This is a genomic window from Pseudomonas fitomaticsae, from assembly GCF_021018765.1.
GTDB lineage: Bacteria > Pseudomonadota > Gammaproteobacteria > Pseudomonadales > Pseudomonadaceae > Aquipseudomonas > Aquipseudomonas fitomaticsae.
In genome coordinates this window covers 5,324,448-5,343,534 of record NZ_CP075567.1, presented here as the reverse complement: position 1 = coordinate 5,343,534, position 19,087 = coordinate 5,324,448, and the positions used below count along the sequence as shown (strand labels likewise).

The window sequence follows — 19,087 nt, the reverse complement described above, 5'->3', positions numbered from 1 at the left end:
TTCTTTTAAGTGTTTAAAGTGAATTCAAGAACGCCAGCAGCGCGGCACGCTGCTCGGCATTGAAAGACAAAACCTGTTGCTGCGCCGCTTTTGCTTCGCCGCCATGCCAGAGCACGGCTTCGAGCAGGTTGCGGGCGCGGCCGTCGTGCAGAAACTGGGTGTGGCCGCTGACCGCCTGTGTCAGGCCGATGCCCCATAGTGGCGGGGTGCGCCAGTCGCGGCCGGAGGCCTGGAATTCGGTGCGGTTGTCCGCCAGGCCTTCGCCCATGTCGTGCAGCAGCAGATCGCTGTACGGTCGAATCACTTGCTTGGCCAGTTCAGGTTCGGCCGCGTTGGCGGCGGTGGTGTATTTCGGTGTGTGGCAGGACTGGCATCCGGCCTGGAAAAACAGATTTTTGCCGGCCAGTACCTGTGGATCGTTGACGCTCCGGCGGGCGGGAACGGCGAGGTTGCGGCTGTAGAACAGCACCAGGCGCAGGATGTTGTCGCTGACTTCCGGTTCGCCGTCCGGGCCGTTGCCGTTCGGCGCCTGTTTGCAGGCGATTTGCGCGTCGGTGCAGTCATCAAACGGTCTCAGGCTGGTGGTGAGGCCCATATCACCAGAAAACGCGTGAACATTTTGTTGATTGAGGTTCGGTTGGCCGGCTTTCCAGCCAAATCGCCCCATGACGGTCTTTTGCTGCGCGTCATCCCAGACCCGGTTTGGCCGGCCATTGATGCCGTTGTTCTCTTTGGCCTGGGCGGCGGCGTTGGCGAGGATCGCTTCTTCCGGGATCGCTTCGAGCAGGCCCAGGCCGATCATCGGCGGCGCAACGCGGGCCGAGAAGCGTGTGTCCGGGTGCATCGGGCCGTAGCCGAGCTGGGTGATCTGCAGCACCGGTTTACGCAGCTCGACCTCGGTGCCGTCCTTGAAGCGGACCGGAACCGGCGTGTAATCGACCCGCACCTTGCCTTCCGGCGCGACGCCGGGGACGGCCATGTCCTGGAACTGGCCGCCGTAAACCGGCTCGGGCACCACGCCCACTTGCTCGATGACCTTGGCATAGGCCGGCGCATCGGGAATCGACAGACGCACCAGCATCGACACGGCGTTGGCCGCATCCGGTGTCGGCGGATGGCCGCGGCCGTCCTTGATGTGGCAGTTCTGGCAGGCGTTGGTGTTGAACAGCGGGCCGAGGCCATCGCGGGCGGTGGTGGTCGACGGCGCGATCACCCACGGGCTGCGAAAGAAGCTGTTGCCGACGCTGAAGTCCACCCGCCGCGAAGGCGGCAGATTGGCGGACGGCAGGGAAAACGCGTTCTGATCGCTCTTGCGCACGGTCGCGGCGCCGCCGGAACGGGCCTCACCCGGCTCGGCCTTGGTGAAACGCGGGGCGTCATCGCAGGCACTCAGGCCCAGGGCCAGAAACAGTGCGGACAAGCGAAGAGGCAGCGAGGGCATCAGACTTCCTGCAAGAGGGGCGAATTTAAAGGCGCAAAGTCTAACAGGGCGAGGGGGTTTGAATAAGAGGAATTATCGTTTGCTTGATATGGAGCAGGTTTCCTGTGAGACCAAGGCGCGGCCATCAGCATCACCACAAATAGCAGATATGAAAAAGGCGACCCGAAGGTCGCCTTTATTAACGCGGACGCTGTGATCAGAACTCGTGATCGGCGTTGTCCGGGTTCAGGTCGCTGATGCCCAGTTTGCCGGCAGCGGCTTCGATCGAACCGGTCTGCTTGACCAGCGAAGCGATGGCGTCGCGAACGATCTGGTTGCCGGCGGTGTTGCCGGCCGCGATCAACTGGTCGTAGTGCTCACCCTTGTTGGCGTGATCGACCATGACCTGGATCTTGGCTTCGGTGGCGGCCAGATCGGCTTTCAACGCGATGTCGGCAGCCGGATCAACCTTGGCCACCAGCGACGACAGGCTGGCGCCGGTCATCTTGGTGCCGTCGACGCGGGTGTACTCGCCCAGGTAAACGTTACGAATGCCCTTGGCATCGTAGAAGTGCGAGTTGTGGGTGTTGTCGCTGAAGCAATCCTGTTCATCTTCAGGAGAGTTCGCTTCCAGAGATACCTTCATGCGCTCGCCGGCCAGCTCGCCCAGGGACAGGCTGCCCATGCCGAACAGCATTTTGCGCAGGCCGCTTTCAGCCGGTTCGGCTTCCAGGGTGGCGCGGTAGTTGTCGGCCACGTTCGGCTTCCAGTTGCCGACCATTTCTTCCAGGTCGCTGACCAGCAGCTGGGTCACGGCTTTCAGGTAGGCGCGACGACGGTCGTTGTGACCGCCGGTGGCGCCGGCGCCTTCCAGGTAGTCCGATGCTGGACGGTTGCCGGCGCCAGGGCCGGTGCCGTTCAGATCCTGGCCCCAGAGCAGGAATTCGATGGCGTGGTAGCCGGTGGCAACGTTGGCTTCGGAGCCGCCCAGCTCGTTCAGGCTGGCGAGTTTTTCCGGGGTGATGTCCTTGACGTCGACCTTGTCTTCGCCGACCTGTACTTCGGTGTTGGCGATGATGTTGGCGGTGGCGCCCGGGTTGCCCAGTGCATGCTCGTAGGATTTGTCGACGTAGTCGATCAGGCCTTCGTCCAGAGGCCAGGCGTTCACCTGACCTTCCCAGTCGTCGATGATGGTATTGCCGAAGCGGAACACTTCGCTTTGCAGGTAAGGAACGCGGGCGGCAACCCAGGCAGCCTTGGCGGCTTTCAAGGTGTCGGCGTTCGGCTTGGCGAGGAACGCGTCGATGGCGGTTTGCAGGGTTTTCGCGGTGGATTCGGCATCGCTGTAAACGGCGAAGACCATGTCGGCGTAGTGCGAGACAACGGCTTTGCCGGCGGCCTCGTCGACTTTACCGGCAGCAGCAGGCGCAGCCGGTGCAGCGGTGCTCGCAGCCGGAGTCGGCGCAGGAGCGGCGGCCTTTTCTTTGTCTTTACCTTCGCCGCAACCGGCGAGGGAAATAGCGATGGCCAGCAGACTGGCGGTAGCCAGAGGCATACGAATCATGGCGAACATCCTGCTTCGGTAATTGAGTGGACAGGCGCGGGGGTGCGCAAAAGCTGCGACATAATGCAAATCTTTCGCATTATGTGTAAAGGGTTGTAGCTGGAAATATTTCCTATTTGCGCGGGGTTTGCGCTGGATCAACAGCGTAGACCACACCCGGCGGATCAAGGGTTTTGCCGGGTTTCGCAGGGAGATTTCAGAGGATGGCCGCGTTGCTGCGCTGGGCCTGCTTGAGATAAACGCTCAGTTCGCGCGCCGGCAGCGGCTTGCTGTAGTGGTAGCCCTGACCTTCGTGGCAGCCTTCGGAGATGATGTAGGTTTCCTGTTCGGCGGTTTCCACGCCCTCGGCGATCACCTGCATGCCGAGGCTCTTGCCCAGTTGAATGATGGCGCGAACGATGGTCGCGTCATCGTCGTCATCCAGCAGGTCCTGGACGAAGCTCTTGTCGATCTTGATCTTGTCCAGCGGCAGACTCTTGAGATAGCTCAGTGACGAATAGCCGGTGCCGAAGTCGTCGATGGCGATCAGCGCACCGGAGCGGCGCAGGCTCAGCAGGTGCTGGGCGGCGGTGCTGATGTCTTCCATCAGGCCGGTTTCGGTGACTTCCAGCTCCAGACTGCGCGGTGGGAGGCGGTACATCTGCAACAGGTTATTGACCACCCGTGGCAGCTCGGCGTGGTGCAACTGCACAGTGGACAGGTTGACCGCCATGCGCAGGTCGACGAAGCCCTGATCGTGCCAGTCGCGCAGTTGCTTGCAGGCCTGATCCAGCACCCATTCGCCGATGGCGATGATGGTGCCGTTCTGCTCCGCCAGCGGGATGAACAGGTCCGGTGGCACCAGCCCATGTTCCGGATGCTGCCAGCGGATCAGGGCTTCGACGCCGACCACACAGTGATCGCGGTAGCTGATCTGCGGTTGATAGACGAGGTAGAACTGATCGCGCAACAGCGCATCACGCAGGTCTTTTTCCAGTTCGCGACGGCGGCGCATTTCGCTGTCGACGCTGGCGATATAGAACTGATAGCGGTTGCGCGAGCGGGTCTTGGCCAGGGTCATGGTCTGCTCGGCTTTCTGCAACAGCTTCTCGGTGCTGTCGCCGTCCTCCGGGAACAGGGTGATGCCGATGGTCGCGCGCAGGCGGATTTCCTGATGGTCGAGGGCGAACGGCGCTTCCAGGTCATCGAGAATGCTTTGCGCCAGTTCCGCCGCTTCGTAAGGTTGCTCGATATCGGCCTGCACCAGCGCGAACTGGTCGCCGCCGAGACGGGCGAGCGCGCCGAGGCGACCGCTGTGGGCGCGTAGACGATCAGCCAGGGCGAGCAACAACTGGTCGCCGGTCTGGTAGCTGAATTGTTCGTTGATGCCTTTGAAGTCATCCAGTCCGACACACAACACCGCAACCCGGCGCTGCAGCTTGCCGGCATCCACCAGAATCTTGTCCAGTTGCTGCTGCAATTGCTGGCGGTTCGGCAGGCCGGTGAGGAAGTCGTACTGGGCCATGCGCAGCAGGCTGTTTTCCGCCTCGTGACGCAGGTGGGTGTTGCGTTCGATGGATTCGAGCAACTGGTTGGCGGTGTTGATCCAGATACCGAGTTCGTTTTTCTCGTGGCCCTTGAGCTGCGGAATCTTGTGTTCGCTGGGGCGGTCCGGGTTGATCTCGGTGAGGTGTTCGATGATCCGCGACAGCGGTTTGGTCAGCAGCCAGTGATAGACCAGGTACAGCACCAGGCCCATGGCCAAGGCGCGCAACACGCCGGAAATGAAGATGATCACCGAGCTGACAATGAAACCCTGACCGTAGGTGGCGGTGTCGAGGGTGATGCTCAGGTCGCCGTAATATTCGCTGTAGGGGCCGCGTCCCACCAGTTGGGTGGTGAAGGTGCGTTCCTGGCCGAGGATCAGGTCGGTCAGCCAGCGGCTGTTGGAATGCTGCAGCTCACGGGACTTCTGCGCGAGCATCGCTTCGTTGGGATGGCCGATGGAGGCCTGGCGCACGGCGTCGTCCTGGAACAGGCCTTCGATCACCTGCATGCCCATCTCCCGGTCCAGGCTGTAGACGGCCTGGGTGGAGGGATCGCGGAACATGTCGAGGATGCGCTCGGCATCGCCGGCGACGGCCTGGCGTGTTTTATAGGCATCGAAAACGATCTGCGCGCAGCTCAAGACCACGCCGACGATCAATGCCGACAGGAGCACGACCCGGAGCAACTTCACCGACAAGCTGTTCTTGAGTTCCAGCTTCAAAGGGTTATTCCTTGTTCCGTGCGGGTAGCGTCAAGTTGCCATGAGTATTGGCAATCCCGTGTTGGCAGTCAAAGGGACAATCGAGCCGCGGAAAATTTGTCCGTGGCCTTGGCCGAAATGCTGCTGTCTGGAGTATTTGCCCTGGTTGTACTGTGTCGGTAGTTTCGGTCTCCAACTTGAGGGGCGTCGGACAATTTTTCCTCTTTTGATGGTAGTTCGCCGTGGCTTGGGAGCAAGGCGAGAAGGGCTGCTTTGCGTGTGGGAAAAGGCCCTGTTTGTGACGCGACGCACCCGTGATGATTTCCGCGGACATAAAAAACCCGGCAATAGCCGGGTTTTTGTCTGGCGTGCAGCTTAAGCGGTGAAGGTCTTGCCTTCGAACTGCTCGGCCACGAACTTCCAGTTGACCAGGTTCCAGAACGCCTCGACGTACTTAGGACGCAGGTTACGGTAGTCGATGTAGTAAGCGTGTTCCCACACGTCGCAAGTCAGCAGCGGGGTGTCGCCGCTGGTCAGCGGGTTGCCGGCGCCGATGGTGCTGGCCAGGGCCAGGGAACCGTCAGCCTTTTTCACCAGCCAGCCCCAGCCGGAACCGAAGGTGCCGATCGAGGTTTTGCTGAACTCTTCCTTGAACTTGTCGAACGAACCGAAAGCCGCGTTGATGGCTTCAGCCAGTGCGCCGGTTGGTTGACCGCCGGCGTTTGGCGCCAGGCAGTTCCAGTAGAAGGTGTGGTTCCAGACCTGAGCGGCGTTGTTGAAGATGCCGCCCGAGGAAGTCTTGACGATTTCTTCCAGGGTCTTGCCTTCGAACTCGGTGCCTGGCACCAGGTTGTTCAGGTTCACGACGTAGGTGTTGTGGTGCTTGTCGTGGTGGAATTCCAGGGTTTCCTTGGAAATGTGCGGCTGCAGGGCATCGTGTGCGTAAGGCAGCGGCGGCAATTCGAAAGCCATGATGATTCTCCTAATCAGGTCTGTTGCGGTGAGCGCAAGGCCGATCACGGGCGGCCAGAAATGCACCGGCGAGTTTTTACTCTTTGCGGCGCAGGGTTCGGATCATAGCACCGGGGGTGCGGCTTAACCACGCAACAACTGTGTGGGATAGAGGTTCCAGAGCCTTTTGGAATAAATCACGAAGCCAATATCAATTGCCCTGCCACCGTGAACATCATCACCGCCACCAGCAGATCGAGAATCCGCCAGGTACTCGGCCTTGCCAGCCACGGTGCAAGCCATGCCGCGCCGAACGCCAGGGTGAAGAACCACAGCAGCGAAGCACTCGCCGCGCCGACGACATAAGCGCCGGGCACCGACTGTTGCGCACCGAGGGAGCCGATCAGCAAAACGGTGTCGAGATAGACGTGCGGGTTGAGCAGGGTCACCGCCAGTGCGCTGAGCATCACCGCCCGCAGCGAACGCACGGTCTGGTTTTCACCCTGTTGCAGGCTCTGTTTCGAGCAGGCCCGGCGCAGCGCCTGGCTGCCGTACCAGATCAGGAACACCGCACCACCCCAGCGGGCAACTGCCAGCAACGTCGGGTTCTGCGCCAGCACCGTGGCGAGCCCGAACACCCCGGCCGCCACCAGCAACGCATCACAGGCGACGCACAGCGCCGCGACCGGCAGGTGATGTTCACGCCGCAGGCTCTGCGCCAGGACAAAGGCATTCTGTGTGCCGATCGCCATGATCAGCCCGAACGCCACCAGCAAACCGTTGGTATAGCTTTGCCACATGACGGTTACTCCGCGTTGGCTGCGAGATCGCGCAGCACTTGCATGGCGCGTTCGGCGTCGGCCTGACCGACGAACAAATGGTCGTGGTAGTAGCCGGCAATCACGTTGCAACTGATGCCCGCCTTGCCCAGTGCGGTGGCGAACGCGGCGGTCAGGCCGACGGCTTCCAGCGCCGAATGCACGTTCAAGGTGATCCAGGCCGCGACATAGTCGAAGCTGAAACCGGCGCGCTCGGCGTGGGACCGATCGAGAATCACTGTCAGGCCTTCCTGTTCACGGAAGCTGCCGACGATTTCCAGGCCGCTCGGCAACTGGCCGTCGCGCAAGGTGCAGAACACATATTCGCCGGCATTGAGCTGCGGGCTCATGCTGCGCAGCAGGGTGGTCAACGAGGTTTCGCCAGCCATGGTGGTGGTCCTTGATAAAGAGTGCTTGCTGGCTATTCTCCCGGTTGACGCTGTATAAGAAAAACCAATAGTGCTGATCGCTCATTAGGAAAACTGATGTTCGACTACAAATTGCTTTCCGCTCTGGCCGCCGTGGTCGAGCAGGCCGGATTCGAACGGGCGGCGCAGGTGCTGGGCCTTTCGCAATCGGCGATTTCCCAGCGGATCAAACTGCTGGAAGCGCGGGTCGGCCAGCCGGTCTTGGTGCGCGGCACGCCGCCGTCGCCGACCGAGATTGGCCGGCGCCTGCTTAACCATGTGCAGCAGGTGCGCCTGCTCGAACGGGATTTGCAGACGCTGGTGCCGGCGCTGGACGAGGAAGGCCTGCCGGAGCGCCTGCGTATCGCCCTGAATGCCGACAGCCTCGCCACCTGGTGGGCCGAGGCGGTAGGCGACTTCTGCGCCGAACAACATCTATTGCTCGATCTGATCGTCGAAGACCAGACCGTCGGTCTCAAACGCATGCGCGCCGGTGAAGTGGCCGGTTGCCTGTGCGCCAGTGAGCGACCGGTGGCAGGCGCGCGCAGCGTGCTGCTCGGAGCGATGCGCTATCGGGCGCTGGCCAGTCCGGCGTTCATCGAGCGGCATTTTCCCGAGGGCGTGCGGGCTGAACAGTTACCGCGCACCCCGGCGCTGGTCTTTGGCCCGGACGATTTTCTCCAGCATCGATACCTCGCCTCCCTCGGCGTCGATGGCGGTTTCGAACATCATCTGTGCCCGTCGTCCGAAGGTTTCATCCGCCTGACCGAAGCCGGGCTCGGCTGGGGACTGGTGCCGGAATTACAGGTCCGCGAGCAACTGGAACGCGGCGTGCTGCGCGAACTGTTGCCAGATAAACCGATCGACGTGCCCTTGTACTGGCATCATTGGCGCAATGGCGGTCAGTTGCTCGGGCTGTTGACCGAGCAATTGGTGCGCTCGTCGGCGCAATGGCTGGTGCCGTTGGACTGACGGCCAGCGTCAAGACTCACGAATCAGGCAAAACGAAAGACAGCGGAGCTCTACATGAAAATTCTGGTCACCGGCGCAAGCGGCTTCATTGGCGGACGCTTTGCGCGTTTCGCCCTGGAGCAGGGCCTGGACGTGCGGGTCAACGGTCGCCGGGCCGAGGGTGTCGAGCATCTGGTGCGTCGCGGTGCCGAGTTCGTTCAAGGCGATTTGAGCGATCCGGAACTGGTGCGTGCGCTGTGCAGCGATGTCGAAGCCGTGGTGCATTGCGCCGGCGCGGTCGGCTTGTGGGGCCGGTATCAGGACTTCCATCAGGGCAACGTGCAGGTCACCGAAAACGTGGTCGAGGCCTGCCTGAAACAACGGGTTCGACGGCTGGTGCATCTGTCGTCGCCCTCGATCTACTTTGACGGTCGCGACCATCTTGGCCTGACCGAAGAGCAAGTGCCCAAGCGCTTCAAGCATCACTATGCCGCGACCAAATACCTGGCCGAGCAAAAGGTCTTCGGCGCCCAGGAATTCGGCCTCGAAACCCTCGCCCTGCGCCCGCGTTTCGTCACCGGCGCCGGCGACATGAGCATCTTCCCGCGCTTGCTGAACATGCAGCGCAAGGGCCGTCTGGCGATCATCGGCAACGGTCTGAACAAGGTCGATTTCACCAGCGTGCACAACCTCAACGAAGCGTTGCTCAGCAGTCTGCTGGCCGATGCTTCCGCGCTTGGCAAGGCCTACAACATCAGCAACGGTGCTCCGGTGCCGCTGTGGGATGTGGTCAATTACGTGATGCGCAGGATGGAAGTCCCACAGGTCACCAAGTACCGTTCCTACGGACTGGCCTACAGCGTGGCGGCGCTCAACGAAGGGGTGTGCAAGCTCTGGCCCGGGCGTCCCGAGCCGACCCTGTCGCGCCTGGGCATGCAGGTGATGAACAAAAATTTCACCCTCGACATCAGTCGCGCCCGGCATTATCTGGACTACGATCCGAAAGTCAGTCTGTGGACGGCCCTCGATGAGTTCTGTGGCTGGTGGAAGGCGCAGGACATTCGTTGATACGAATCTGCCGGCCGGCACTGAACCGCGCCACGGCTTGAGGGTCAACCCCAGCGGCCGCGGGGTTTATACTTCGCCCCAATCTGCCATCACCGCGTTTCACAAAGGTTGCCTCAATGTCCATGCGTAACGATGCCCACGACGATTTCGACGATGTACCGAGCCTGCGCGCCGATACCCTCGATGACGACGATTTTCCGGCCACCGCCCGCACCTCCGTGCATTCGCGCACGCCGCCGGTGGTCAAGGTCAAGGCCGCCAGCACCGGGCCGTTGTGGGCACTGGTCGGTGCATTGTTCTTCGCCTTCATCGGTCTGGCCTGGTGGAGCTTCCAGCAGATTTCGCTGATGGAGCAGCAACTGGTGGCGACCCAGGAAAGTTTCGCGCGCATCAGTGAGGAAGCGGCGGGGCGCCTGCAGGACATTTCCGGCAAGGTCGTGGCCAGCCAGACCAACGTCACCACCGACAGCGAAGCGCTGAAGCTGCAGATCAAGCAGCTGCAAAGCGCGCTTCAGGATCAAAGCAAACAGCAGCAGGGCGTGGCCGGGCAGGCGACAGATCTGGACAAGCGGCTGGCGCAGATGACCGCCCAGACCACCGAACAGCAGAACGCCAACACCCAGTTGCAGGCCCAGGTCAAAGCCCTGAGCGCCGAACTGGCGACGCTGAAGAGCACACCGGCCGACACCAGTAAGCTCGATGCTCAGCTCAAGAGCTTCGATGCACAGGTGAAGGGTTTCGATGCGCAGTTCAAGAGCCTCGGTGCCGACATCACGGCCCTGAAAAAACAAGGTGGGTCGAACCCTGCGATCGATCGTCTGGAGCAGGAAATCGTCATCCTCAAAAGCGAGCAGGACAACCGTCCGGCCGCTGCGCAGGGCGGCACCAACACCGCCGAGTTCGATGCGTTCCGTGGGCAGATGACCCGCAACATCAACACCCTGCAAGCGCAGATCCAGAACCTGCAACAGCAACTCAACGCCCGTCCGTAAGCCTCTTGTGTGGCGAGGGAATGAACGCCCTCGCCACAGCAACATTCAGAAGCTTTCTGAATATCCATACATGCCTTCAGGCCGTCTACGCTCTTGAAACACCAACAAGAACGAGGGATGCGTCATGGGGTTTGTGCACAAGCTGGCCTGGCTCGGCGCGGTGCTGCTGTTGAGTTTCGGTCAGGCCAACGCGGCCACCACGGAAAAAGACGACAGCAAGGCCGCCATCGCCTTGCTGGAAAAGGCGCTGGCCTATTACCACGACAACGGCGACAAGGCGTTCGCAGCGTTCAGCCGACAGGGCGAATTCGTCGACAAGGATCGCTACGTGTTCGTGGTCGACACCAAGGGCGTGATGCTCGCCAGCGGCGGGCCGTCGTCGGCATTGATCGGTCGCGACGTCAGCGAAGTCCTCGGGCCGGACTTGCAGAAGTCCTTCAAGGACGCCTTGAAAGTGCCGGAAGGCAACGGCATCCAGCAGGCCGAATACCGCTGGCAGAACTGGTCCGACGGCAAGGTCGAGCGCAAGCACGTTTACTATCAACGCATCGGTCAGCGGATTCTGGCGGTGGGTTATTACCTGCCGCGCGCGTCGGCGGAGCAGGCGAAAGCGTTGCTCGACAAAGCGGCCACCGACCTGACCAAAGACGAGAAGGGCACGCTGTCCGCGATCAACTCGCTCAAGGGCGGTTACCTGCAGGACGACCTGTATGTGTTCGTGGTCAATCTCGACAATCACCGCTATGTCGCCCACGGCACCAATCTGCGGCTGATCAACACCGATTTCGCCAAGGTCGATGACCCGGAAGGCAAACCGGTGGGCGAGCCGATTCTGGCGCTGATCGGCAAACAGGATGAGGGCGAGTACGAGTACCGCTGGAAAAACCCGGTGACCGGCAAGGTCGAAAACAAGCATGCCTACCTGAAAAAGGTCGGGAACATGCTGGTGGCGGTCGGTTATTACAGTGCTTGATTCGCGAGCGCTCCCACGCAGCGCGTGGGAGCGCTCGGCATCAATCAGCGGGCGCCGTGCTCACGGCCCCGCAACAACCGGTTCGGCATCGCGATCGCCGCCGCCAGCCCGAGCAGCGATACCGCCGCGCTGACCATCAGCAAATGCCGGAATGTCACCAGCAACTCGGCACGCAAGGCGTTCTGCGCATCGCCGGGCGCCGCGTTCAGGCCATCGAGCAGCACGTTGCCGGAATGACCTTCGCTCATCAGCGAGCTGCCGGCCAGGTGGGCGAAACTGGAGTCCTGCAACAACGCCAGCAACAGCGCCGACATCAACGCTACGCCCACCGCGCCGCCCAGAGAGCGGAACAGGTTGGTGGTGCTGGTGGCGACGCCGATGTCCTTTTGCTCCACCGAGTTCTGCGTGCCGACCAACGAGGTCGGGAACTGCATGCCACCGGCAATCCCGCTGAGCAACATGAACAGGCTGCTGAGCAGCGTCGCATCGGGCGGGCTGAAGGCCATGCCGAGGATCGAGATCGGCATCAGCAGCGCGCCGGTCAGAATCTGCGGTTTGTAGCGCCCGGTGATCGAAGTACGATGTCCGGCGAAATACGCGCCGATCGGCAAACCCATCGCCAACGGCAGCAAGTGCAATGCCGCGCTGTCGGCCCCGGCGCCGGTCACGCTCTGAAAGCGCAGCGGCATCAGCACAATCAACGAAATCGCCTGGAAGCTGCAAAAGAAAATCGTGCACCAGCACAGCAGGGCGCTGCGGTTGGTGAACAGGTGCATCGGCAGTAACGGCTCCCGGGCGCGCCGCTCGTGCCACACGAACACCGCCAGTACCGCCACCGCGCAAGCGAACAGCCCGAGCACTTCGCTGCTTCGCCACGCATGGCCCTGGCCGACCTGAGTGATCGCCAGCAACAGCGCGGTCAGGCCGATAATCATCAGCAGCGTGCCGAGATAGTCGATGATTGGTTTGCGTTGGGGAATCGGCAGGCCGATCAGATTGCGTCGCGCCACCCAGTAAGCGCCAAGACCCAGTGGCAGGTTGATCAGGAACACCCAGCGCCACGACAGGTACTCGGTCATGTAGCCGCCGAGCACCGGGCCGGCGACGCTGGCCACCGCGTACATGCTGCTGAAATAACCCTGATAGCGCCCGCGTTCGCGAGGCGGAACGATGTCGCCGATGATCGCCTGGCTTACCGAAATCATCCCGCCGGCGCCGATGCCCTGGAAAATCCGCGCCAGCACCAGTTGCTCCATGCTCTGGGCCATGCCGCAGAACAGCGAGGCGAGGGTGAACAGGCCCATGCCGAACAGCATCAGTTTGCGCCGCCCGTACAGATCGCCGAGCTTGCCGTAGATCGGCACCGCCACGGTCATCGCCACCATGTAGCCGGAAATCACCCAGGCCAGCAGGCTGACGTCCTTGAACTGTGCGGAGATGGCCGGCATGGAAACCGCGACGATGGTCTGGTCCAGCGCGCCGAGAAAGATTGCCATCATCAGCGCGACCAGCACGCTGCGAATGGCCGGTTTGGGCGTTTCGGGATGGTTGAGATTGGTCACGGGCGAACCTGCGGGCAGTGATTGACCCGCAGTGCCACGGCGAGCGGGTGAGTGCTCGTCAGTGTAAGTCGGTAGCAGGCTATTCGATAGCCTCATAAGGAAGCCCGACGTAATTTTCTGCAATGGTTTTTTGACCGGCCTCCGAGCTGACAAAGTAGTCCAGTTCCGAAGCGCAGATCCGCTGACTGAAATCATCATGCTCATCGAAGCGGTGCAGCATCGAAGTCATCCACCAGGAAAACCGTTCGGCTTTCCACACTCGGCGCAGGCAGATCTCCGAGTATTTCTCCAGCAAGTCAGTGCGACCTTCGCGGTAAACCTTCAGCAGAATCCGGAACAACGTACTGACGTCGCTGGCCGCCAGATTCAGACCCTTGGCACCGGTCGGCGGAACGATATGCGCCGCATCCCCGACCAGAAACATCCGCCCGTACTGCATCGGCTCGACCACAAAACTGCGCAGCGGCGCGATGCTCTTTTCAATCGATGGACCGGTCACCAGTTTCTGCGCCAGATCCTCCGGCAGACGGTTGCGCAGTTCATCCCAGAAACGCTGATCCGACCAGTCGTCGACGTTTTCCTCGGCGGGCACTTGCAGGTAATAGCGGGTGCGAGTCGCCGACCGCATGCTGCACAGGGCGAAACCGCGCTCGTGGCGGGCGTAGACCAGCTCATCATGAATCGGTGGCGTGTCGGCGAGAATCCCCAGCCAGCCAAACGGATAAACCCGTTCGAAGACTTTCAGGCAGTCCTCCGGAATCGACTGCCGGGCCACGCCGTGGAAACCGTCGCAACCGGCGATGTAGTCGCAATCGACGCGCCAGGTTTCGCCGTCCTTTTCGAAGGTGACATAGGCTTCGTCGCTTTTCATGCCACAGGGAACGACATGGCTGGCTTCATAGATTGTCTGTCCGCCGGTCTCCCGACGAGCGGCCATCAGGTCGCGGGTGACCTCGGTCTGGCCGTAGACCATCACGGTTTTTCCACCGGTCAGGGCTTGCAGGTCGATGTGAATCCGGCGCCCGTCGAGGGCCAGTTCGAAACCACCGTGCACCAGCCCTTCGGCGTCCATCCGCTGACCCACGCCAGCCTCGCGCAACAGCTCTACCATGCCTTGTTCAAGCACGCCGGCGCGAATTCGGCCGAGTACATAGTCAGGTGTCTGGCGCTCCAGAATCAGGGTGTCGATGCCGGCGTTGTGCAGCAGTTGGCCGAGCAACAATCCGGACGGACCGGCGCCGATGATGGCGACTTGGGTTTTCAGCGTTTTCATTGTTTTTATGACTCGCAAGCTTCACGCGACAACGGCCGGTGAATGATTTTCAGGATTCGAGTGCTTGCATTTTTCCCTTGCGGGTCTGTCAATTGAAGGTGAAAACTGAGCCGATACCTGTACATTCTGCCAATCGGTGCGATTATCGCCCGCAAACCTCGAGGCCTGGATTGAAGTGATGAACAAGCCTGACCTGCCTTCGATTCCGGTGTTCAAGCTCTACGGTGAAAGCCTGGACTGGCCGACCCCTGACTTGCTGCACTGTGAAACCATTTCCAAACGCAGCCGCGAACACCAATGGGAAATCAAACCCCACCGCCACGCCGATTTGTGCCAGTTGCTCTTCGTATTCAAAGGTCAGGCAGAGCTTGAAATCGAAGGCCAACGCACGCAACTGAACGAAGCCGCGATCCAGATCCTGCCGCCGTTATCGGTGCATGGATTCCGTTTTTCCGAGGACGTCGAAGGATTTGTCGTCACCCTCGCCACACCGTTGATCAACCATTTGCAGGCGCAACTGGGCAGTGCGGTGCAGGCCCTGGCCCAGGCCGAAAGTTATTCGGCGGGCAAGGACGCGGAGTACCTCAACAGTCTGTTTGCCGCGTTGCAGGCCGAATACAACGGTCATCAACCGGCGCGGGAAATGCTCATGCATTCGCTGGTCAGCGTGATCATGGTCTGGGTCAGCCGTCAGGCGATCCACCGTCACAACGCCACGCAACGCCCGCAGCGTCAGCGCGAATACCTCAACGGGTTCATTCAGCTGGTCGAAGAAACCTACCGCCAGCACGTCAAGGTCGAAGACCTGGCCCATCGGCTGGGGATTTCCGTCTCGCACCTCAACGGCACCTGCCGTGAACTGGCGGGGCAGCCGGCGTTGCAGATCATGCACGAGCGTCAATTGCTCGAAGCCAAGCGTCTGCTGACTTACACGAGCATGACGATTTACGAGATGTCCGAGGTGTTGGGGTTTTCCGATCCGACCAACTTCACGCGCCTGTTCCGACGCCGGGTGGGGATCTCGCCAAAGGCGTTCCGCGACCGCTTGAAGGCCGAGCAGAACGACGACGCCTGAACCTTGTATCAGCGCAGGGCGTTGAGGGTGGCGTTGTGAGGGATGCAGCGCTCGAAGTTGCAGCTCGCGTATTCACGTGGCAGTTGCCGCAACTGCTCCACGCGCCATGCCGCGGTGCCGTACAGCGCCAGCGTGGCCGCGCAGGTGATGAAAATCGCGAGGTATCTTCTTGTTCTGGTGTTCATGGCGTTGACCTCTGAACGAATACCCTTGGGTACTACTTTCAGCATAGGTCAGCGCCGTGGAGTTGCCAGCGGCTCTGTGAACGGGATTACAGCCCGATATCCCATTGCGGGTTTTCGGGAAAACGCTGCACCAGAAAATCCAGCATGCAGCGCAACGCCGCCGGCATGTGCTTGCGCGAGGCGTATACGGCGTAGATGTTCATCTGTCGAGGCTCGGCGTGGGGCAGCAGACGTATCAATTCGCCGCTGTGGACATGCACCCCGGCTTGATAAGTCGGCAGCATCGATACTCCGGCACCGGCCAGGGTCGCACGCAGCAGGGTGCTCGATTCGTTGCCGCTGATGTTGCCTTGCACCGCCACCGATACCGGTTCGCCATCCTCTTCGAATTGCCACACGCTCTTGCCGACATAGGAGTGAGTCAGGCAGTTGTGTCGGCTCAGGTCTTCCACCCGCTGAGGCGGCGGATGATCTCGCAGATAGGCGGGTGCGGCGCAGATCACCGAACGGCACACCGTCAGGCGCCGGGCGATCAGGTTGGGATCGAGGTCGGTGCTGGTGCGGATCGCCAAATCGATGCGTTCGTCCACCAGGTTCACGGTGCGATCGAGCATTTGCAGGTCGATGTTCACCCCCGGATACGCTTTGACGAACGCCGCCATGGCATCGGCCAATTGCGCCTGGCCGAACGAGGTGCTGACGCTGATCCGCAACAAACCCCGTGGCGCATCGGCGGGTTCGCTGACGGCGGCCTGCATGTCGCCGGACAGCTCCAGCATCTGCCGGCAGCGCGGCAGGATTTCGTTGCCGGCGGCGGTCAGGCTCAACTTGCGCGTGGTGCGGTGCATCAGGCGCGCGCCGACCCAGTCTTCCAGTTCCGCCAGATACCGCGACACTACCGGCCGTGACAGGTCCAGGTGATCGGCCGCCGCCGACTGGCTGCCCAGATCCACCACCGTGACAAACACCCGCATTGCTTGGAGACGATCCATGATTTGCCCGCTTTTAGAAACAAACTATGTCCAAGCATCGCATTTTTTGTAACGAGTCTGGCAACTAAGCTCTGTCCCCATCGCCAAGCACGGCATTCGAACAGCGGAGCAACCCATGATCGGCTTCACCACCTTCAAGCGCGTTTTACTGGCCACCGCCACCCTCGGTTTTGCGGCTCACGCAGCGGCCGCGAACCTGACCCTCGATGTCTACAACCCGGGCACCAACGCGATCTTCCCGGTGACTTCGGTGCTGGTCAGCGGCGAGAAGGACGCAATTCTGGTGGACGCGCAGTTCGGCAAGTCCCAGGCCGAGCAAGTGGTGGAAAAGATCCGCGCCAGCGGCAAACAACTGACCACCATCTACATCAGCCACGGTGACCCGGATTACTACTTCGGTCTCGACACCCTGACCAAAGCCTTCCCGAATGCCAAGGTGCTGGCCTCGCAGCCGACCGTTGATCACATCAAGCAAACCGTCGACGGCAAACTCGCGTTCTGGGGCCCGAAAATGGGCGCCGACGTGCCGGCCAAAACCATCGTGCCGGGCGTGCTCAAGGGCGACAGCCTGATGCTTGAAGGGCAGAAACTTCAGGTGGTCGGCCTGGAAGGCAAACAACCGGATCGCAGCTTCGTGTGGATTCCTTCGCTGAAAGCCGTGGTCGGTGGTGTGGTTGTCGCCGAGAACATCCACGTGTGGATGGCCGACACCCAGACCGCGCAATCCCATGCCGACTGGCTGCAAACCCTGCACTCGATCGAAACCCTGAAACCGAAAACCGTGGTGCCCGGTCACTACCTGGGTGACAGCGCCCGTTCGCTGGCGGCTGTGAAATTCACTGCCGACTACATTAAGGCGTTCGATGCCGAAACTGCCAAGGCCAAGGACTCTGCCGCGCTGATCGCCGCGATGAAAAAACGCTACCCGACACTGGGCGAAGAAAGCTCGCTGGAGCTGAGCGCGAAAGTCGCCAAGGGCGAAATGAAGTGGTAACCCGATTCTGAAAAACGCAGCACTCTCAAGCCAACTGGAGAATGTCATGAGCAAGATCGCAATCATTGGTGCCACCGGCCGTGCCGGCAGCCAATTGCTGGAAGAAGCCCTGCGTCGCGGCCACAGCGTCACCGCCATCGCCCGGGATACCTCGAAGATCGGCGCCCGCGCCGGTTTGGTCAGCAAGAATGTCGACGTGCTGGACGCCGCCGCGTTGCAGGACGCCGTCGCCGGTCACGATGTGGTGATCAGCGCCGCGCATTTCGCCACGGTGCCGGCCAGTGCGCTGATCGGCCCGGTGAAACAGGCCGGGGTGAAACGTCTGCTGGTGGTCGGCGGTGCCGGTTCGCTATTGCTGCCGGACGGCACTCGCGTGATCGACAGCGCCGGTTTCCCGGCCGAGTACAAGGCTGAGGCCAGTGCCGGTGCGGCGTTCCTTGATGCGCTGCGTCAGGAGAAGGAACTGGACTGGACGTTCCTGTCGCCGTCGGCGTTGTTCTTCGAAGGCGAGCGCACCGGCAAATTCCGCGTCGGCAAGGATGACTTGCTGGTGAGTGCTGACGGTCAGAGCTCGATCACCTTTGCCGATTACGCGATTGCGCTGATCGACGAAGTGGAAACGCCGAAGCATTCGCGTCAGCGGTTTACGGTCGGTTACTGACCGTTCAGGGGTGGGGGCGGGCTCAGCGGGTATGAGCCTGCTCCACCAACCACCCCATCAATTCCTGCAATTTCGCCGACGGCTCCGACGCCGGCGCGACGATGTAATAGCCCAATCCCGTCTTCACCTTCAGATCGAACGGCATCACCAGTCGCCCGGCGTTCAGGTCGTCGCCGATCAGTGACCAGTCGCCGATCGCCACCCCCGTCCCGTGGGACGCCATCGACATCGCCTGATCCAGCGTCTCGAAATGCTGACCGCTGGCGATGTTGCTCAAATGCAGTTCGGCGGCTTCAAGCCAGAGTGTCCAGTCGTCATCCGTATGAGTCGGATGCAGCAGCAGATGCTGTTGCAGATCTGCCGGTGTGTGCAGGGCCGGCCCACCGTTGAGCAGCGTCGGTGAGCAGACCGGCGTCAGTTGCTCATCGAACAGATGCAGGGTCGCGGGAGAGTCGTGGGGCGCGGTGCCGTAGATCACCGCCGCGTCGAACTGCTCGCGATGAAAATCCACCCCGTGTTGCAGTGACGCCGTGAGTTTCACCGGCACGTCCGGGCGCTCGCGCTGCCATTGCAACAGTCGCGGCAGCAACCAGCGCATCACGCAGCTCGGCGCCTTGAGTTGCAGGGTCTCGCGTTTGGCGCCGATCTGCTCCACCGAGTCGCCGATCAGGCTGAACACCTGCTGCACCCGTGGCAGCCATTCGCGACCTTCGGCCGTCAGTTCCAGGCCCCGGGCCAGGCGAATGAACAGCTCATAACCCAGATGTTCCTCCAGCCCGGCGATCTGCCGGCTCACCGCACCCTGGGTGATGTGCAACTGCTCGGCGGCCCGGGTGAAGTTGCAGCACTGCGCGGTAATCAGAAACGTGTGCAGGGCGGGCAGGGGAGGCAGTCGTTTCATGTGGATCCAAGGTATGACGTGAGGACATGGCTAGTATGAGCTTTTATCGATTGTTGCGGCTACGGGTCGCCCG

At 61.4% G+C, this 19,087-nt stretch carries 18 protein-coding genes; 7 read left to right on the top strand and 11 right to left on the bottom strand.

Annotation, left to right across the window (positions count from 1 at the left end):
• Positions 1–13: 13 nt before the first annotated feature.
• The 6 genes from KJY40_RS24115 to KJY40_RS24090 form a co-directional block, all read right to left on the bottom strand.
• Positions 14–1,441, bottom strand: coding sequence for a di-heme oxidoreductase family protein (locus tag KJY40_RS24115; protein ID WP_230733216.1), 1,428 nt, complete (start codon positions 1,439–1,441; stop codon positions 14–16).
• 196 nt (positions 1,442–1,637) lie between these two features.
• Positions 1,638–2,984 carry an imelysin family protein gene (locus KJY40_RS24110; protein ID WP_230733214.1) on the bottom strand — a complete coding sequence of 449 codons (1,347 nt, stop codon included), beginning with the start codon at positions 2,982–2,984 and terminating at the stop codon, positions 1,638–1,640.
• A gap of 196 nt (positions 2,985–3,180) precedes the next feature.
• Positions 3,181–5,232, bottom strand: coding sequence for a putative bifunctional diguanylate cyclase/phosphodiesterase (locus KJY40_RS24105; protein ID WP_230733212.1), 2,052 nt, complete (start codon positions 5,230–5,232; stop codon positions 3,181–3,183).
• 354 nt (positions 5,233–5,586) lie between these two features.
• Positions 5,587–6,183 carry a superoxide dismutase gene (locus tag KJY40_RS24100; RefSeq protein WP_003227660.1) on the bottom strand — a complete coding sequence of 199 codons (597 nt, stop codon included), beginning with the start codon at positions 6,181–6,183 and terminating at the stop codon, positions 5,587–5,589.
• Between the two features lie 176 nt (positions 6,184–6,359).
• The gene (locus tag KJY40_RS24095; protein ID WP_011335710.1) at positions 6,360–6,962 is read right to left on the bottom strand and encodes a LysE/ArgO family amino acid transporter; all 603 of its coding nucleotides are present in this window, start codon (positions 6,960–6,962) and stop codon (positions 6,360–6,362) included.
• Positions 6,963–6,967: 5 nt separating this feature from the next.
• Positions 6,968–7,369 carry an ACT domain-containing protein gene (locus KJY40_RS24090; RefSeq protein WP_230733203.1) on the bottom strand — a complete coding sequence of 134 codons (402 nt, stop codon included), beginning with the start codon at positions 7,367–7,369 and terminating at the stop codon, positions 6,968–6,970.
• Positions 7,370–7,465: 96 nt separating this feature from the next.
• Here KJY40_RS24090 and KJY40_RS24085 point away from each other — a divergent pair, with 96 nt between their 5' ends.
• The 4 genes from KJY40_RS24085 to KJY40_RS24070 all read left to right on the top strand — a co-directional run bounded on the left by KJY40_RS24085 (position 7,466) and on the right by KJY40_RS24070 (position 11,371).
• Positions 7,466–8,359 carry a LysR family transcriptional regulator ArgP gene (locus tag KJY40_RS24085; RefSeq protein ID WP_127799657.1) on the top strand — a complete coding sequence of 298 codons (894 nt, stop codon included), beginning with the start codon at positions 7,466–7,468 and terminating at the stop codon, positions 8,357–8,359.
• Between the two features lie 54 nt (positions 8,360–8,413).
• On the top strand, positions 8,414–9,406 hold the full coding sequence (locus KJY40_RS24080; RefSeq protein ID WP_230733200.1) for an NAD-dependent epimerase/dehydratase family protein: 993 nt from the start codon (positions 8,414–8,416) through the stop codon (positions 9,404–9,406).
• Positions 9,407–9,522: 116 nt separating this feature from the next.
• Positions 9,523–10,398 carry an ATPase gene (locus KJY40_RS24075; protein WP_230733198.1) on the top strand — a complete coding sequence of 292 codons (876 nt, stop codon included), beginning with the start codon at positions 9,523–9,525 and terminating at the stop codon, positions 10,396–10,398.
• A 124-nt stretch (positions 10,399–10,522) separates the two neighbouring features.
• Positions 10,523–11,371 carry a cache domain-containing protein gene (locus tag KJY40_RS24070; protein ID WP_163976312.1) on the top strand — a complete coding sequence of 283 codons (849 nt, stop codon included), beginning with the start codon at positions 10,523–10,525 and terminating at the stop codon, positions 11,369–11,371.
• Between the two features lie 44 nt (positions 11,372–11,415).
• On the opposite strand, the gene KJY40_RS24065 is transcribed toward KJY40_RS24070, so the two are convergent.
• Both KJY40_RS24065 and pobA read right to left on the bottom strand, forming a co-directional pair.
• Entirely contained in the window at positions 11,416–12,933 is a 1,518-nt protein-coding gene (locus KJY40_RS24065; protein ID WP_230733196.1) for an MDR family MFS transporter, read from the bottom strand.
• A 79-nt stretch (positions 12,934–13,012) separates the two neighbouring features.
• On the bottom strand, positions 13,013–14,206 hold the full coding sequence (pobA, locus tag KJY40_RS24060) for a 4-hydroxybenzoate 3-monooxygenase (RefSeq protein ID WP_102718059.1): 1,194 nt from the start codon (positions 14,204–14,206) through the stop codon (positions 13,013–13,015).
• 178 nt (positions 14,207–14,384) lie between these two features.
• Between pobA and KJY40_RS24055 the strand changes: the two genes are divergently transcribed.
• Positions 14,385–15,281, top strand: coding sequence for a helix-turn-helix domain-containing protein (locus KJY40_RS24055; protein ID WP_230733194.1), 897 nt, complete (start codon positions 14,385–14,387; stop codon positions 15,279–15,281).
• Between the two features lie 8 nt (positions 15,282–15,289).
• Here KJY40_RS24055 and KJY40_RS24050 read toward each other — a convergent pair whose 3' ends face one another.
• The gene (locus tag KJY40_RS24050; RefSeq protein ID WP_011335701.1) at positions 15,290–15,511 is read right to left on the bottom strand and encodes a hypothetical protein; all 222 of its coding nucleotides are present in this window, start codon (positions 15,509–15,511) and stop codon (positions 15,290–15,292) included.
• 41 nt (positions 15,512–15,552) lie between these two features.
• Complete coding sequence (locus tag KJY40_RS24045; RefSeq protein WP_230733192.1) at positions 15,553–16,458, bottom strand: LysR family transcriptional regulator; 906 nt, start codon at positions 16,456–16,458, stop codon at positions 15,553–15,555.
• A 115-nt stretch (positions 16,459–16,573) separates the two neighbouring features.
• Between KJY40_RS24045 and KJY40_RS24040 the strand changes: the two genes are divergently transcribed.
• Both KJY40_RS24040 and KJY40_RS24035 read left to right on the top strand, forming a co-directional pair.
• Positions 16,574–17,452, top strand: a complete 879-nt coding sequence (locus KJY40_RS24040) for an MBL fold metallo-hydrolase (protein ID WP_230733190.1) — start codon at positions 16,574–16,576, stop codon at positions 17,450–17,452.
• 46 nt (positions 17,453–17,498) lie between these two features.
• Positions 17,499–18,113, top strand: coding sequence for an NAD(P)-dependent oxidoreductase (locus KJY40_RS24035; protein ID WP_230733188.1), 615 nt, complete (start codon positions 17,499–17,501; stop codon positions 18,111–18,113).
• A gap of 22 nt (positions 18,114–18,135) precedes the next feature.
• Here KJY40_RS24035 and KJY40_RS24030 read toward each other — a convergent pair whose 3' ends face one another.
• Entirely contained in the window at positions 18,136–19,014 is an 879-nt protein-coding gene (locus KJY40_RS24030; protein ID WP_074688417.1) for a LysR substrate-binding domain-containing protein, read from the bottom strand.
• Between the last annotated feature and the right edge of the window lie 73 nt (positions 19,015–19,087).

Bases quoted from the DNA above. Each gene is read 5' to 3' on its own strand.
- KJY40_RS24115 (WP_230733216.1), bottom strand. From the start codon at position 1,441: ATGCCCTCGCTGCCTCTTCGCTTGTCCGCACTGTTTCTGGCCCTGGGC.
- KJY40_RS24110 (WP_230733214.1), bottom strand. From the start codon at position 2,984: ATGATTCGTATGCCTCTGGCTACCGCCAGTCTGCTGGCCATCGCTATT.
- KJY40_RS24100 (WP_003227660.1), bottom strand. From the start codon at position 6,183: ATGGCTTTCGAATTGCCGCCGCTGCCTTACGCACACGATGCCCTGCAG.
- KJY40_RS24095 (WP_011335710.1), bottom strand. From the start codon at position 6,962: ATGTGGCAAAGCTATACCAACGGTTTGCTGGTGGCGTTCGGGCTGATC.
- KJY40_RS24090 (WP_230733203.1), bottom strand. From the start codon at position 7,369: ATGGCTGGCGAAACCTCGTTGACCACCCTGCTGCGCAGCATGAGCCCG.
- KJY40_RS24085 (WP_127799657.1), top strand. From the start codon at position 7,466: ATGTTCGACTACAAATTGCTTTCCGCTCTGGCCGCCGTGGTCGAGCAG.
- KJY40_RS24080 (WP_230733200.1), top strand. From the start codon at position 8,414: ATGAAAATTCTGGTCACCGGCGCAAGCGGCTTCATTGGCGGACGCTTT.
- KJY40_RS24075 (WP_230733198.1), top strand. From the start codon at position 9,523: ATGTCCATGCGTAACGATGCCCACGACGATTTCGACGATGTACCGAGC.
- KJY40_RS24070 (WP_163976312.1), top strand. From the start codon at position 10,523: ATGGGGTTTGTGCACAAGCTGGCCTGGCTCGGCGCGGTGCTGCTGTTG.
- pobA (WP_102718059.1), bottom strand. From the start codon at position 14,206: ATGAAAACGCTGAAAACCCAAGTCGCCATCATCGGCGCCGGTCCGTCC.
- KJY40_RS24055 (WP_230733194.1), top strand. From the start codon at position 14,385: ATGAACAAGCCTGACCTGCCTTCGATTCCGGTGTTCAAGCTCTACGGT.
- KJY40_RS24050 (WP_011335701.1), bottom strand. From the start codon at position 15,511: ATGCTGAAAGTAGTACCCAAGGGTATTCGTTCAGAGGTCAACGCCATG.
- KJY40_RS24045 (WP_230733192.1), bottom strand. From the start codon at position 16,458: ATGGATCGTCTCCAAGCAATGCGGGTGTTTGTCACGGTGGTGGATCTG.
- KJY40_RS24040 (WP_230733190.1), top strand. From the start codon at position 16,574: ATGATCGGCTTCACCACCTTCAAGCGCGTTTTACTGGCCACCGCCACC.
- KJY40_RS24035 (WP_230733188.1), top strand. From the start codon at position 17,499: ATGAGCAAGATCGCAATCATTGGTGCCACCGGCCGTGCCGGCAGCCAA.
- KJY40_RS24030 (WP_074688417.1), bottom strand. From the start codon at position 19,014: ATGAAACGACTGCCTCCCCTGCCCGCCCTGCACACGTTTCTGATTACC.